Source organism: Flavobacterium sp. ALJ2 (genome assembly GCF_015594725.1).
Classification (GTDB): domain Bacteria; phylum Bacteroidota; class Bacteroidia; order Flavobacteriales; family Flavobacteriaceae; genus Flavobacterium.
In genome coordinates, this window is record NZ_JADNRC010000012.1 from 19,264 (window position 1) to 32,608 (window position 13,345).

Sequence of the window (13,345 nt, forward strand, 5' to 3'; positions counted from 1 at the left end):
GAATCTTAAAAACATGAAAAAACCACTTATTTTTTTATTGCTCTGTTTTATTCAATTTGTTAATAGTCAAGAACTGGCATTAGTTAGAAAAAACGGAAAATGGGGATATCTCACTAAAGAAGGAACATTTTGTATTGAGCCTACATACAAAAATGCCAAAAGCTTTTCTGAAGGCTTAGCAGCTGTAGAAGACAATGGAAAATGGGGGTTTATTGACTCTAAAGGAGCATGGGTTATACCCGCAACTTTTGATAATGTTAAGGATTTTAATAGTGGTATTTGTCTTGTATCTAAAGACAAGAAATGGGTCTACATTGACATAAAAGGAGAAGTTCAAATTGCTCCACCTTCGGATAAATTATATGAATTTGAAAACGGTGTAGCATTTATAAAACAAGGAAATAAAATTGGATTAATCAATTCAAAAATGGCAATTGTTTTAGAACCAAAATATGATGTCATCAAACCTTTTCAAAATGGTTTTGCTAGAGTAGCGAACAATAAAAACTGGGGGATTATAAATACAGCTGGAAAAGAAGTTGTAGAACCAGCGTATGCCGAAATAGGTAATTATAATAAAAACACAACTTGGGCCAAAAAAGACAAAGTGTTTGGATTAGTAAGTGCTGGGAAATTTATTCCTGTAGATGGTGCAGATAAAATTTGGGATTTTGAAACACAAGATTTGACATACGCTAGAAAAGGTGGTAAAATTGGATTCATCGACTTAAAAGGAACCTGGGTAATCATACCTATATACGATAAAGCCAAAGCTTTTTCTAAAAATTTAGCACCCGTTTGTATTGGATCTAAATGGGGGTACATTAACCCTAAAGCAGAATTTGTGATTCCGCCAACCTATAGTGATGCAGAAGTTTTTAGCACAAATGGATTGGCTCCTGTAAAAGAAAAAAACTGGGGATTTATCAATGATACAGGAAAATTAGTAATCCCAACTCAATACGGCATAACAACAAATGGATTCGTCATTGCTCTATTTGTACAACAAGACAAAGGATTTATAGACGGTTTAGCAAGAGTTAAAAATGAAGGGAAATGGGGATTTCTTAAGCCTGACGGAACTGTATTAAGTAATCAATGGTTTGAAAATGCCGAGCTATTTTCGCAAACAAAAGAAAAGAATAATGTAGATAAAATCGCTGCCGATAAGCCAAAAGCTGAAACAAAAACAAAACCGGTAAATAAAAAAAAGCGATAACATTTTTCAATCAATAAAAAAATAAAAATTACATATATGAAATCGCCACAGATAAAATTGTGTCAACAAGACCATTAAATAAAAAAGCGATACCATATATGCCCTATAAAAAATAAAATTTACATATATGAAATGTGTATTAGTAACTGGTGGTTCACGAGGAATTGGGAGTGCTATTTGTAAAAAATTAGCAGTAGATACAGAATACCATATTCTGATTAATTATCATTCAAACAAAATTGCTGCCGAACAAACACTTGAAGAAGTACTAAAATTAGGAGCAACTGCTGAGATTATACAATTTGATGTTTCTAATTTTGAAGAAGTTCAAAAAACATTAACCCAATGGCAAGACGCAAATCCAGAAGCCATCGTTGAGGCAATTGTAAATAATGCCGGAATTACCAAAGACGGTTTGTTTATGTGGATGTCACATGAAGACTGGAATGGTGTTATGAATACAAGTGTAGGTGGTTTTTTTAATGTCACCCAATTTTTTATTCAAAAAATGCTTCGTAATAAATACGGCCGTATTGTAAATATGGTTTCGGTTTCGGGAGTAAAAGGTACTCCGGGTCAAACCAACTATTCTGCTGCAAAAGGTGCTATTGTTGCTGCAACCAAAGCATTGGCTCAAGAAGTAGCCAAAAGAAATATTACTGTAAATGCCGTTGCACCAGGATTTATAAGAACTGATATGACAAGCCTGTTGGACGAAAAAGAATTATTGAAATTAATTCCTGTTAATCGTTTTGGCGAAGCCGAAGAAGTTGCAGATTTGGTAAGCTTTTTGATTTCAAATAAATCAAGCTATATTACCGGTGAAATTATAAACATTAACGGCGGAATATATTCTTAAAAAATTACTATAAAAAAGACGATGAATAGGAGAGTTGTAATTACAGGAATGGGAATTTACTCATGTATCGGTACTTCCTTAAACGAAGTAAAGGAATCGCTGTATAACGGAAAATCAGGAATACAATTTGATGCCGAAAGAAAAGAATTTGGCTTTCAATCTGCCTTAACTGGTATGGTTCCAAAACCAGATTTAAAAAATTTATTGACCCGAAGACAGCGTATGAGTATTGGTGAAGAAACCGAATATGCTTATATGGCAACTATCCAAGCATTGAAAAATGCTGGAATTGATGATGCTTTTTTCGACCACAATGAAGTAGGTATTATGTATGGTAATGATAGTGTTTCTAAAGCTATTATAGATGCTATCGACATTGTTCGAGAAAAAAAAGACACTGCATTAATTGGTTCTGGTGCCATTTTTAAGTCCATGAACTCTACTGTTACAATGAATCTTTCGACAATTTTTAAGTTAAGAGGTATAAACCTAACTATAAGTGCTGCCTGTGCAAGTGGCTCTCATGCTATAGGTCTCGCTTATTTTTTAATAAAAAGTGGATTTCAAGACACCGTAATTTGTGGCGGATCGCAAGAAATCAATAAATATGCCATGTGTAGTTTTGATGGCTTAGGTGTTTTTGCTTCGGGAGAAGGAGATCCTACAAAAGCATCAAGACCTTTTGACGCAGGACGCGATGGTTTAGTTCCTAGTGGCGGAGGCGCAACTTTAATTTTAGAAAGCTATGAATCGGCTATAAAACGAGGAGCAACTATCATTGCCGAAATTGGAGGTTATGGATTTTCATCAAATGGAGGTCATATTTCAACACCAAATGTAGAAGGACCATCAATTGCAATGCAAAGAGCACTTGATGATGCAAAAATAAATGCATCAGATATTGACTACATAAATGCGCATGCAACCTCAACTCCTGTTGGAGATGAAAATGAGGCAAAAGCAATCTTCGAAATCTTTGGAAAAAGCAATCCTTATGTAAGCTCCACAAAATCAATGACTGGGCATGAATGCTGGATGGCAGGCGCAAGCGAAGTCATTTATTCTATACTAATGATGCAAAACGATTTTATAGCTCCAAACATCAATTTAGAAAATCCAGACGAAGATGCTGCTAAATTAAATTTAGTTAAAACTACGCTAAATAGAAAAATTGATATATTTTTGTCCAATTCCTTCGGGTTTGGAGGAACCAATTCTGCATTGGTAGTTAAAAAGTTTAAATAGAATAATGAATAAGCAAGAGATAATAGAAAAGATTAATGGTTTTTTGGTTGATGAATTTGAAGTTGATAGTGACGACATTGAACCAGGCGCTAATTTAAAAGATACTTTAGGACTAGATAGTTTAGACTATGTAGACTTGGTAGTATCTATAGAATCAAATTTTGGTGTAAAATTAGTTGAAGTTGATTTCGTTGGCATTGCTACTTTTCAAAATTTTTATGACCTTATAGAAACCAAATTAAAAGCTAAAGCTGCTTAATGAGCAAATGGGATGGTAAATCCAAAGGAACAGTTTTAGGCTATAGAATATTCGTTTTTTTAATACAAAAAGCGGGTGTTAAGTCTGCCTATTTCCTATTGTATTTTGTAGCAAGTTATTATTTCCTTTTTCTCAAAAAAAGCAATCGTGCCATCTTTTATTACTTCAATAAAAGATTGGGATATTCTTATTTTAAATCCAAAAAAATGGTTTTCAAAAGCTACTATGTTTTTGGACAAACCATTATTGATAAAGTCTCCATTTCTGCAGGAATGAGAGAGCAATTCACCTATGAATTCGATGGTATTGAAACGCTAAAAAATTTACTTGCCGAAAAAAAAGGCGGTGTTTTGATTAGTGCTCATATTGGGAATTTTGAAATTGCTGAACATTTTTTCGGAGAAATTGACATCGATTTTCAAATCAATCTGGTTACTACAGATTTAGAACATTCTGATATAAAAAAATACCTAGAAAGCGTTACCCAAAAACCAACAGTTAAGTTTATTGTTATAAAAGATGATCTATCACATATTTTCGAAATCAACGCTGCGTTAGGTCGAAATGAACTTATTTGTTTTACAGGTGACCGTTATTTTGAAGGAACAAAATCATTATCAGATCAACTATTGGGGCAAGAAGCTAATTTTCCTGCCGGTCCTTTTTTAATTGCATCCCGATTAAAAGTGCCTGTGGTTTTTGTTTATGTAATGAAAGAACCAAACCTACATTACCACTTATATGCACGTGAGGCCATTGTAAAACATCGCGACGAAAAAGGTTTACTAAAGGTCTATATCGAAAGTGTAGAAACCATGCTTGAAAAATATCCCTTGCAATGGTTCAATTATTTTGATTTTTGGAGTCAATTTAAAAATAAATAAACCTGTAAGGAATACTGCAATTTAATACGTTTTCTTTTATACTTTAGCGATTCTTAAAATAAAGTATGGAAGAATTTGACACTATCATAATAGGTTCTGGAGTTGGCGGTTTAGCAACAGGTATTTGTTTGGCAAGAGCCGGACAGCGAGTCTTAATTCTAGAGCAACATTATGTTCCTGGTGGTTGGAGTCATAGCTTTACTTTAAAAGGACAACGCTTTAGTCCCGGTGTACATTATGTAGGTCTCATAGATAAAGGCGCTTCTACAAATGAATTATATCGTGGCTTAGGAATTGCCAATGATATGGTATTCTTTCGAATGAATAAAAAGGCATACGAACATTGCCTGATTGGTAACCAAACTTTCGATTTGCCCGCAGGAATCGAGAATCTCAAAAAAACACTTTCTGTACGTTTTCCTAAAGAAGAAAAAAACATAGATGAATATCTTTCATTAGTCGAGAAAGTTAGCTCTGAACTGCAATTAATCCCAAAATTAAAAGGCCTTTGGCAAAAAATAACTGTTCCATTCCGAACGAAGCATTTTGGAAAATTTGCTTTATTCCCTTTAAAAAAAGTGATAGGATGGCACATCAAAGATCCTATACTCAAAGCTATCCTTAATATACAATGTGGCGATCATGGGCTTTCGCCAAATAGAGCCTGTTTTCCTGTTCATTGCTCTGTAATGAGTCATTATTTTGATGGTGGATTTTATCCCATGGGTGGTGGAGGCGGAATTGTAAAAGCAATGACAAATGGAGTAAAAAAACATGGTGGAGAAGTTCGGATAAAACAAAACGTTAAAAAAATTATTATTGAAAACAAAAAAGCAATAGGAGTTGAACTCGAAAACGGCGAAACCATTTTTGCTAAAAATATTGTTTCCAATGCAGATCCATCGATTACCTATTTAAACTTAATTGGTCAGGAACATTTGAGTAAATCACTTATCAAAAAACTACATAAAACAAAATACTCTGTAACCTCCTTAATCTTATTCCTTACACTGGATATAGATGTCACCCAATTCAATATCGATTCGGGTAATATCTGGATGATGAAAGATGAAAATGATGATGCTAATTTCGAAAGTTTAATGAGTAACAATATTGATTCTGGAGATTCATTCCCAGCAGTATTTATAAGTTGCACCACTCTTAAAGACCCTGCCAGTTTCAATGGCAGATATCATAATTTTGAGATTGTTACTTATGTAAATTATGACAACTTAAAAGACTTTAACGGATTAGATGATTATCACACTATAGAATATAAAATATTCAAAGAAAAGGTCATTAATAAACTGATGAATAATGTTGAAAAAATCATTCCAAACGCAAAACAATTTATCATTCAAGCCGAATTAGGAACACCAAAAACAAATGAGTTTTACATCAATTCGACTAAAGGAAATGTATATGGAACCGAAAAAACACTAAACCAAGTTGGTCCTTTCTCCTATAAAAACAAAACCGAAATTGAAAATTTATTCCTATGCGGAGCCTGTACCCTATCTCATGGTGTTGCGGGTGCTACCTATTCGGGAGTTGCTGCAGCTGCATTAATACTTAATTGCACATCCGACGAATTATTAATCGAAGACCCAGCTCAAGAAATACGTATTTATGATGCCGAAGATGAATCGACTTGGCCAAATTGGGTTCACACGAAACGAACAGATAAAATAAGAAAATTCTTTTCATAAAATTAATTACTTTTGCGATATCCAAAAGCCAAAACCAAAATGAAAAATGTTCTTTTTATATATTACTCTCAATCTGGTCAACTAGAAAGTATAGCCCGAAATATTGCTAAACCATTCTTAGATTCAGATGAGTTTAAAGTAACGTTTCATGAAATACAATTAGAAAAACCATTCCCATTCCCTTGGGATAAAGATGCTTTTTTTGATGCTTTTCCTGAATCATTTAGGCAAGTTCCAACGGCACTAAAACCAGTACGCGAAGAAATTTTAAATACAAAATTCGACTTGGTTCTATTGCATTATCAAGTTTGGTATTTATCCCCTTCTATCCCTATTAATTCATTCTTAAAAAGTCCAGAAGCACATAAAATATTAAACAATACTCCTGTTGTAACCATTAGCGGATCTCGCAATATGTGGATTATGGCACAGGAAAAAACCAAAGTTTTACTAAAACAAAACAATGCTGACTTAGTTGGAAACATAGCTTTAGTAGATCGAGTCGGTAATTTAATTAGTGTCATTACAATTGTAGAATGGATGTTCTCTGGAGTGAAAAAGAAGTATTTGGGAATTTTTCCTTTACCAGGAGTTTCAGAAAAAGACATCCATGAATCCTCGAAATTTGGAGCCATTATTGCTTCTAATTTAAAAGAAAACAGCCTAAAAACGCTACAGCCTAAATTAATTGCAAATTCAGCTGTTCGTATTAGTTCCTATTTAGTTACCGTAGACAAAACTGCCAACAAAATTTTTACTAAATGGTCTGGATTAATTTCCGAAAATGATAAAAACAGGAAGGTACTCCTTAAGGTATTTTACATTTATTTATTCCTTGCAATTTGGTTAATATCGCCAATAGTGTATATATTGCACCTTATTACATATCCTATTAAAATAAAAAAAATAAAAAAAGAAACCCTGTACTATCAAGGAGTTTAGATCCCATATTATGTCTGAAGTATATATTACAAAAGCCGCAAAATATTTGCCAAATGAAGCTGTTACCAACGATGAAATGGAAAGCTATTTGGGCCTTATCAATGATTCTGTTTCCAAAGCGAGACGAATTATCTTGCGCAACAACAAGATTATAAGCCGTTACTATGCAATAGACAAAGAAGGAAAAAGCACGCATAATAATGCTGAGCTAACCAAAAATGCTATTACAAATTTATTTGATGAGAATTTCACTTCGCAAGACATGGAAGTGCTTTCATGCGGAACCTCAACACCAGATGTTTTTTTACCATCTCATGCAGCTATGGTTCATGGATTGTTAAAAAATAAATCGGTTGAATTAAATTCTTCATCAGGAGTTTGCTGTGCAGGAATGAATTCCTTAAAATATGGATTCCTTTCTGTTAAGTCCGGAAATTCAAATAATGCAGTTTGCACCGGATCTGAAAAAGTTTCTTCATGGTTCTTGTCACACAAATATGCCCCAGAAGTTTCTAATCTAAAAACCTTGGAAGAATTACCTATAATCGCTTTCAAAAAAGATTTTTTAAGATGGATGTTATCTGATGGCTCAGGTGCTTTTTTATTAGAAAACAAACCCAGAGGTCCAATTTCATTAAAGATAGAATGGATGGAAGCTTTTTCATACGCATATGAATTAGAAACCTGCATGTATGCCGGAGGAGATAAACTAGAATCTGGCGAAATTAAAGCCTGGAGTGATTACTCACCGGAAGAATGGTTAAATCAATCTGTGTTTTCTATCAAACAAGATGTAAAATTACTAGATGAATTTATCCTGTCAAAAGGTGCAGAAAGTATGGGTATCGCAATGAAAAAAAATAACATCACCGCAGATCAGGTTGATTATTTCATTCCACACGTTTCATCACACTTTTTTGTAGAAGGTTTAAAGAAAAGCCTTGAAGAAAATAATGTTGGAATGGCCGATGAAAAATGGTTTATGAATCTTGCTCGTGTTGGAAACGTAGGTTCTGCCTCTATTTATCTTGCAGTTGAAGAATTGATGAATTCAGAGAAATTAAAAGTAGGCGATCGCATTCTTTTATCAGTTCCGGAAAGTGGAAGATTCTCATTTGCGTATGCTTATTTAACCGTTTGCTAATGAAAACAACTTTACTTTTAGAAAAAGAAGCCGTCGAAAATTTATTACCACAAAAGTTTCCTTTTGTAATGGTCGATAAAATGTTTTCGTTTGATGAAACTTCTTTGGTCGCTGGTTTAAAAATTCAAAGTGAAAATATTTTTTCAGAAAATGGGACTTTTCTAGAAGCTGGATTAATAGAACATATGGCACAATCCGTGGCCCTACATACGGGGTATGTCTTTTTCTTAAAACAAGAAAAAGCCCCAACAGGATATATTGGTTCTATCAAGCAAATTGACATAAAGAAACTGCCAAATGTTAACGACGAAATTCAATCAACGATAACAATTATACAAGAATTTGCTGGGATAACACTCGTAGATATCGTTACAACATTAAATAATGAAGAAATCGCCAACGGTCAGATGAAGACCGTTTTGGCCAAATAATAAAGCCAATGGACACTTTAGTAGACATACGAAATTATCTCCCGCATCGTGAGCCCATGCTTATGGTGGATTTAATTCTTACGATAGATGCTCAAAGTGTCGAAACAATATTTTTGATAAAAGAAGACAATATTTTTGTTGACAAGAATACTTTTATCGAAGCCGGATTAATCGAGAATGTAGCACAAACCTGTTCCTCTATTGTAGCGCAAAAATATTTTGCCAATCCGGATGGAGAAGAAAATGTAAGTGTTATTGGTTTTATTAGCACGCTGAAAAACCTTAAAATATACGAATTACCCAAAGTGAATAATAGCATAATTACACGAGCAACTTTGGTTTCTAAATTTGCCGGAGACGATTATACATTATGTACTATGAGTTGCGAAAGTTTTTACGAAAATAAAATGCTTTTAGAATGTGAGATTAATTTGTTCATTCAAAAAACAAATCCAATCATGCAATAATTTAAACATGGATTTTAAAAAAAATATTATTTCATGTTTTAATACGAATAGTCATTTTTGTTGGAAAATCTTTTCCTTTTTTGGTATTTCACTTTCAACCCTCATAAATATTGTGAAGGTGATATACACCGATACATTGATGGTGATTTAGGATTATTCAAATGTATTGTATCGGTCTATTTGCTGAAATGATTTATTTATTATTAAAAAAACTGGCTTTTGCAAATTTGGAGATTTTAACAATTCTTGCTTTTATAATAGCCGCTTTTATGTTCGGAATATCATAGTTTAAAAACAATATGGAAAAAGAAAAAGTACCACAAGACCAAGGGAATCTAACCAAAAACAATATGAAGGAGCTAGTATATGCAACCGATGAAAACGGCAATTATACTACCGCTTTAAGTACAGGTTGGGAACCTAAAACTATTGCGCTTTCTAATTCTATCGACGAAATAAACGAACGAATCGCCGATGCTAAATTGCAAGTAAAAAATGGAGAAGTAAGCCCTATTTGCTATTTTATGGAATTGAACCGAATGGATTTGCTAATCCTTTCTAATTATGTTGGTATGTGGAAATGGCGCGTAAAAAGGCATTTTAAACCTGCTATCTTTGCAAAATTAAATGACCGGATTTTACAAAAATATGCTGAAGCCTTTTCGATTTCAGTATCCGAATTAAAAAAATTTAAAACAGATTAATGCAAACTACTTTTACACATCATCAATCGGCACATTGCGAAAATGGGGTAGCTTCGAACTTGCTAAAAAACAATGGTTTAAATTTAAGTGAACCTATGATTTTTGGAATTGGCTCAGGACTCTTTTTCGTGTACCTGCCCTTTATAAAAGTTAATTATGCTCCTGCGATAAGTTACAGAACTCTCCCGGGACAAATTTTCAGGAGAGTAGCCAATAGATTGCATTTAAAAATAAAAAGACAAAAGTTTTCATCCGTTTCAAAAGCAAACCAAGCTTTGGATGAAAATCTAAAAAATAATATCCCAACAGGATTACAAGTCGGTGTATATAATTTAAGTTATTTTCCAGATGAATATCGTTTTCATTTCAATGCACATAATTTAGTCGTTTACGGAAAAACCGATACCGATTACCTTATTAGCGATCCGGTAATGGAAACTGTTACTACCCTTACACATGATGAATTAGACAAAGTCCGTTTTGCCAAAGGTGCTTTTGCTCCAAAAGGGCAAATGTATTATCCCATTCATATTCCTGAGAACGTTGACTTAAAAAGTGCGATTATCAAAGGAATAAAAAATACTTGCCGTGATATGCTTGCGCCAATGCCAATTATTGGTGTTAAAGGAATAAAACTAGTTTCGGGGAAAATCCGAAAGTGGCCCATTAAGCATGGAACCAAAAAAGCCAATCATTACTTAGCACAGATCGTTCGAATGCAAGAAGAAATAGGAACTGGTGGTGGAGGATTTCGTTTTATATATGCTGCTTTTTTACAAGAAGCAGCTGTTATTTTAAACAATGAAGATTTAAAAATCCTTTCGAAAGAAATGACACAAATTGGAGATTTATGGCGCGATTTTGCTGTAGAAGCTTCAAGAATCTACAAAAACAGAAGTGCCAAAAATGATGCTTACAATACTATTGCCGACCAGCTTTTGGACATTGCCAATAGAGAAGAAGTATTTTTTAAAAAATTAAAAAAAGCAATTAGCTAAATATATTTTGCAACCCATTATTCAAATAACAGCACTCTCTAAAAAGTACAAAAATGCAGAAATGTATTCTTTGAACGAGTTAACGCTTACTATAAACGAAGGACAGATTTTTGGTTTATTAGGCCCAAATGGCGCAGGGAAAACAACATTAATTTCCATGCTTTGTGGTTTGGTAAAGCCTACTTCGGGTTCTTTTACAATTAGCGATATGGCATATGCTACCAATGCTAGCAAAATAAAAAAAATTATTGGTGTAGTTCCTCAGGAATATGCCCTATATCCTACCCTAACAGCTAGAGAAAATTTACATTATTTTGGGAGTATGTACGGTTTAAAAGGACAAGATTTAAAAGACAAAGTAATCGAAACTTTGGATCTTTTGGGTTTACTGAAATTTGCCGATAAACGCATCGAAACCTTTTCGGGTGGAATGAAAAGAAGGATTAATTTAATTGCAGGTATATTACACAATCCTAAAATTATTTTTCTGGATGAACCAACAGTAGGTGTAGATGTCCAATCGAAAAATGCGATTATTGATTACCTAAAACACCTCAACCAAAACGGAACTACTATAATCTATACTTCTCACCATTTATCCGAAGCAGAAGATTTTTGTAGTGATATTGCGATTCTTGACCAAGGAAAAATTTATGCCCAAGGCACCCCGTCTGGATTAATTTCGAGTACAAAAAATGCCCAAAATCTTGAGGACGTTTTTATTTCATTAACTGGTAAAGAACTGAGAGATGATATATAAACTATGGATGTCCGTCGTGAAAGAATTCCTTTTACTGAAAAGGGATTTAGGAGGATTAATCATTTTATTTGTGATGCCTTTGGTACTTGTTATCACCGTAACTTTAATTCAGGATAGTACTTTTAAAACCGTAAGCGATTCTAAAATAGAAATCCTTCTCGTTAATAACGACAATGGTTCTGTAGCCAAAACGGTTTATGATAATTTACAAAAAAGCAACTTATTTACAGTAGTTACACAAATCAACAATATTCCTTTAACCGAGACAGTTGCCAAAGAAGCCGTTTATAAAGGAAAGTACCAATTAGCAATTGTTATCCCCCAAAACTTAAGCAAGGATTTACAAGCAAAAATAGATCAGAATGTACAAAAAATAGTAAGCAGCATCGGTTTAACTGATACACTTGCTCAGGCAGAAGCTCCAAGAACAATTAACCAAAAGGAAGTAAAACTATACTTTGACCCTGCGGTACAAATAAGCTTCAAGAATGCAGTCATGAACGCTATTGATAAAATGATTTCGCAAATAGAAACACATTCTATATACACCGCATTCCAAGAACAATTAGGAGAAGGAAGTGCCAGTTTTGAACAAAAAAGTTTTATCATATTCAAGGAAATAGTACCAAGAGTAAACAATAAAGAAGTGTTACCAAATTCGACACAACATAACGTACCTGCCTGGACACTTTTTGCCATGTTCTTTATTGTAATTCCGCTTTCGATTAATATCGTAAAAGAAAAAACACAAGGAACATTTGTTCGATTATTAACAAATCCGGTTTCAAATCGTGTTGTTATGATGGGGAAAACAATTACATATTCTGTAATTTGTATGATTCAGTTTTATATGATGGTTGCCGTTGCTGTATTTTTATTTCCAGAAATTGGTTTACCACCACTTAATATCGAAGGACATTTATTCTTAATGAGTATCGTTGCATTATTCTCAGGATTTGCCGCAATTGGTTTCGGAATTTTATTAGGAACTATTGCTAAAACACAAGAACAATCGGCTCCGTTTGGCGCAACAAGTGTAATTATTCTGGCAGCAATTGGTGGGGTTTGGGTTCCTGTTTTTGCAATGCCAAAAATCATGCAAATCATCGCCAAATCATCCCCTATGAACTGGGGATTAAATGCATTTTATGATGTGTTGTTACGTAACGCATCTTTCTTAGAAATTATTCCAGAAATAGGTTTATTATTTCTGTTTTTTATAATTACCACAACAATTGCCTTAGCATATGATAAGAAGAAAAGAGCAGTATAACGAAGCTATTGCATTAACAGTTACCGAAGAAGTTAGAGTACGCTTTAACGAAACCGATGCACTCGGAATCGTTTGGCACGGCTATTACATAACTTATTTTGAAGATGGTCGTGAAGCTTTCGGGCGCAAACACGGGATTACATACCTAGATGTTGCCGATAGTGGTTATACAACGCCAATCGTAAAATCTATTTGCGAACACAAACTATCTTTACGCTACGGCGATGTTATTCGGGTAGAAACTAGTATTGTCGATACACCAGCCGCTAAAATAATTTTCAGATTCAAAATTTTCAATACCAATAATGAGATTGTCTGCACAGGCGAAACCACTCAGGTGTTTTTAAATAAAGAAGGGAATTTAATGCTTACCAATCCTCCATTTTATGAAGAATGGAAAAGAAAAGTAGGATTATTGAAATAGAAATAAACACGATTCTCACCTGCAAAG

The 13,345-nt window shown here is 33.8% G+C and carries 15 protein-coding genes; all 15 read left to right on the forward strand.

Going from position 1 to position 13,345, the window contains the following annotated elements:
• Nucleotides 1-13 precede the first annotated feature (13 nt).
• The 15 genes from IUY40_RS14125 to IUY40_RS14195 all read left to right on the forward strand — a co-directional run bounded on the left by IUY40_RS14125 (nt 14) and on the right by IUY40_RS14195 (nt 13,318).
• Nucleotides 14-1,219, forward strand: a complete 1,206-nt coding sequence (locus IUY40_RS14125; RefSeq protein WP_195737513.1) for a WG repeat-containing protein — start codon at nt 14-16, stop codon at nt 1,217-1,219.
• 127 nt (nt 1,220-1,346) lie between these two features.
• Nucleotides 1,347-2,078 carry a 3-oxoacyl-ACP reductase FabG gene (gene fabG, locus IUY40_RS14130; protein ID WP_195737514.1) on the forward strand — a complete coding sequence of 244 codons (732 nt, stop codon included), beginning with the start codon at nt 1,347-1,349 and terminating at the stop codon, nt 2,076-2,078.
• Between the two features lie 21 nt (nt 2,079-2,099).
• A complete protein-coding gene (locus IUY40_RS14135) occupies nt 2,100-3,323 on the forward strand; it encodes a beta-ketoacyl-[acyl-carrier-protein] synthase family protein (protein ID WP_195737515.1) in 1,224 nt (407 codons plus the stop codon).
• 4 nt (nt 3,324-3,327) lie between these two features.
• Nucleotides 3,328-3,582, forward strand: a complete 255-nt coding sequence (locus IUY40_RS14140) for a phosphopantetheine-binding protein (RefSeq protein ID WP_195737516.1) — start codon at nt 3,328-3,330, stop codon at nt 3,580-3,582.
• A complete protein-coding gene (locus IUY40_RS14145; RefSeq protein ID WP_195737517.1) occupies nt 3,582-4,466 on the forward strand; it encodes a lipid A biosynthesis acyltransferase in 885 nt (294 codons plus the stop codon). The genes IUY40_RS14140 and IUY40_RS14145 overlap by 1 nt, the downstream gene beginning before the upstream one ends.
• 65 nt (nt 4,467-4,531) lie before the next feature.
• Nucleotides 4,532-6,175, forward strand: a complete 1,644-nt coding sequence (locus IUY40_RS14150) for an NAD(P)/FAD-dependent oxidoreductase (protein WP_195737518.1) — start codon at nt 4,532-4,534, stop codon at nt 6,173-6,175.
• A 39-nt stretch (nt 6,176-6,214) separates the two neighbouring features.
• Nucleotides 6,215-7,117: a dialkylrecorsinol condensing enzyme DarA gene (locus IUY40_RS14155; RefSeq protein ID WP_195737519.1), complete on the forward strand. Its 903-nt coding sequence runs from the start codon at nt 6,215-6,217 to the stop codon at nt 7,115-7,117.
• Between the two features lie 10 nt (nt 7,118-7,127).
• Nucleotides 7,128-8,261, forward strand: a complete 1,134-nt coding sequence (locus IUY40_RS14160) for a beta-ketoacyl-ACP synthase III (protein ID WP_195737520.1) — start codon at nt 7,128-7,130, stop codon at nt 8,259-8,261.
• A complete protein-coding gene (locus tag IUY40_RS14165) occupies nt 8,261-8,692 on the forward strand; it encodes a hypothetical protein (protein ID WP_195737521.1) in 432 nt (143 codons plus the stop codon). Before IUY40_RS14160 ends, IUY40_RS14165 begins: the two co-directional genes overlap by 1 nt.
• Nucleotides 8,693-8,700: 8 nt before the next feature.
• Nucleotides 8,701-9,159: an ABC transporter permease gene (locus IUY40_RS14170; protein ID WP_195737522.1), complete on the forward strand. Its 459-nt coding sequence runs from the start codon at nt 8,701-8,703 to the stop codon at nt 9,157-9,159.
• Between the two features lie 299 nt (nt 9,160-9,458).
• The gene (locus IUY40_RS14175; RefSeq protein ID WP_195737523.1) at nt 9,459-9,863 is read left to right on the forward strand and encodes a hypothetical protein; all 405 of its coding nucleotides are present in this window, start codon (nt 9,459-9,461) and stop codon (nt 9,861-9,863) included.
• Nucleotides 9,863-10,861 carry a BtrH N-terminal domain-containing protein gene (locus IUY40_RS14180; protein WP_195737524.1) on the forward strand — a complete coding sequence of 333 codons (999 nt, stop codon included), beginning with the start codon at nt 9,863-9,865 and terminating at the stop codon, nt 10,859-10,861. Before IUY40_RS14175 ends, IUY40_RS14180 begins: the two co-directional genes overlap by 1 nt.
• 61 nt (nt 10,862-10,922) lie before the next feature.
• Entirely contained in the window at nt 10,923-11,621 is a 699-nt protein-coding gene (locus IUY40_RS14185) for an ABC transporter ATP-binding protein (RefSeq protein WP_195737525.1), read from the forward strand.
• Nucleotides 11,611-12,894, forward strand: coding sequence for an ABC transporter permease (locus tag IUY40_RS14190; protein ID WP_195737526.1), 1,284 nt, complete (start codon nt 11,611-11,613; stop codon nt 12,892-12,894). Before IUY40_RS14185 ends, IUY40_RS14190 begins: the two co-directional genes overlap by 11 nt.
• Entirely contained in the window at nt 12,869-13,318 is a 450-nt protein-coding gene (locus tag IUY40_RS14195) for an acyl-CoA thioesterase (protein WP_035620083.1), read from the forward strand. Before IUY40_RS14190 ends, IUY40_RS14195 begins: the two co-directional genes overlap by 26 nt.
• The last annotated feature ends 27 nt before the right edge of the window (nt 13,319-13,345 follow it).

Excerpts from the sequence above, each read along its gene's own strand:
- IUY40_RS14190 (WP_195737526.1), top strand. The coding sequence starts at position 11,611 with ATGATATATAAACTATGGATGTCCGTCGTGAAAGAATTCCTTTTACTG.
- IUY40_RS14165 (WP_195737521.1), top strand. The coding sequence starts at position 8,261 with ATGAAAACAACTTTACTTTTAGAAAAAGAAGCCGTCGAAAATTTATTA.
- IUY40_RS14195 (WP_035620083.1), top strand. The coding sequence starts at position 12,869 with ATGATAAGAAGAAAAGAGCAGTATAACGAAGCTATTGCATTAACAGTT.
- IUY40_RS14150 (WP_195737518.1), top strand. The coding sequence starts at position 4,532 with ATGGAAGAATTTGACACTATCATAATAGGTTCTGGAGTTGGCGGTTTA.
- IUY40_RS14155 (WP_195737519.1), top strand. The coding sequence starts at position 6,215 with ATGAAAAATGTTCTTTTTATATATTACTCTCAATCTGGTCAACTAGAA.
- IUY40_RS14160 (WP_195737520.1), top strand. The coding sequence starts at position 7,128 with ATGTCTGAAGTATATATTACAAAAGCCGCAAAATATTTGCCAAATGAA.
- IUY40_RS14175 (WP_195737523.1), top strand. The coding sequence starts at position 9,459 with ATGGAAAAAGAAAAAGTACCACAAGACCAAGGGAATCTAACCAAAAAC.
- IUY40_RS14145 (WP_195737517.1), top strand. The coding sequence starts at position 3,582 with ATGAGCAAATGGGATGGTAAATCCAAAGGAACAGTTTTAGGCTATAGA.
- fabG (WP_195737514.1), top strand. The coding sequence starts at position 1,347 with ATGAAATGTGTATTAGTAACTGGTGGTTCACGAGGAATTGGGAGTGCT.
- IUY40_RS14135 (WP_195737515.1), top strand. The coding sequence starts at position 2,100 with ATGAATAGGAGAGTTGTAATTACAGGAATGGGAATTTACTCATGTATC.
- IUY40_RS14125 (WP_195737513.1), top strand. The coding sequence starts at position 14 with ATGAAAAAACCACTTATTTTTTTATTGCTCTGTTTTATTCAATTTGTT.
- IUY40_RS14170 (WP_195737522.1), top strand. The coding sequence starts at position 8,701 with ATGGACACTTTAGTAGACATACGAAATTATCTCCCGCATCGTGAGCCC.
- IUY40_RS14180 (WP_195737524.1), top strand. The coding sequence starts at position 9,863 with ATGCAAACTACTTTTACACATCATCAATCGGCACATTGCGAAAATGGG.
- IUY40_RS14185 (WP_195737525.1), top strand. The coding sequence starts at position 10,923 with ATGTATTCTTTGAACGAGTTAACGCTTACTATAAACGAAGGACAGATT.
- IUY40_RS14140 (WP_195737516.1), top strand. The coding sequence starts at position 3,328 with ATGAATAAGCAAGAGATAATAGAAAAGATTAATGGTTTTTTGGTTGAT.